Here is a 768-nt window from a genome sequence, read left to right as displayed (position 1 = left end):
TCGCCCGCCAGCTGGCGGGCCGCCAGGCCGCCATCGGCCCCCACACCCTGGTCGTTCGCCTGGATGAACATCAGGTGGTGCACTGGGTAGAAGAGGGCAAGCCCGAGGCCCCTGGCCCGGGGGAGCGCCTGCTCAAGGTGCGCCAGCGCGACGGCCAGTGGTTTATCGGGCCTGACGCCTTCTTCTTCGAAGAGGGCACGGGAGATCAATATGAGTCGGCCCGCTACGGCGAGTTTCGCCTGCAAGAGGATGGCAGCACCCTGCTGGTAGGGCTGAGGGACGAAGCGTTCACCCCCCTGGGTCACACCCGCCCGGCCTGGTAAAAAGAGGGCGCCGATCCGGTTGAGAGTGGCGAAATGATGACAACCCCCGGCGGATAACGTCTGCGCCGGGTGGCGAAACGCCGTGACTTGGCAACACTTGAAACTGGGCACTCGGCAGCAGGACGGTCAGGATGAACACAGACATTGCAGTCCCCCTTCGCAGACTGGTCGCCTGCGCCGCCCTCGCGGCCATGGTCTGGGGCACTCCCGTGACCCAGGCCAGCCCGGCGCTCGCCAGCCTGCACTACCTCACCGAAGAGTACAAACCCTACAACTTCACCGGGGAGGATGGCGCCCCGACCGGCTTTGCCATCGACCTGCTGCACCTGGTGTGGCAAAAGACCGGCACCCCTGTCCAGCCCGTCAGCATCCTCCCCTGGGCCAGGGGTTACTACCTGCTGACCCAGAAACCCAATGTGGTGCTCTTCTCCACCGCCCGCACCGA

The 768-nt window shown here is 65.8% G+C and carries 2 protein-coding genes; both read left to right on the top strand.

Features of this window, described 5'->3' with window-relative positions; translation table 11 throughout:
- Positions 1 to 323: GDYXXLXY domain-containing protein (locus tag BN1120_RS06705; RefSeq protein WP_042015282.1), on the top strand; the 323-nt coding region annotated here is incomplete at its 5' end.
- Positions 324 to 514: 191 nt separating this feature from the next.
- Positions 515 to 768 (top strand): transporter substrate-binding domain-containing protein (locus BN1120_RS21465; protein ID WP_162183354.1); only part of this gene is annotated, 254 nt, incomplete at its 3' end.

The organism is Aeromonas caviae, from assembly GCF_000819785.1.
Classification (GTDB): Bacteria; Pseudomonadota; Gammaproteobacteria; order Enterobacterales; family Aeromonadaceae; genus Aeromonas; species Aeromonas caviae.
Note: the sequence above shows the minus strand (reverse complement) of the source record. Positions and strands in the feature narration are given on the sequence as shown.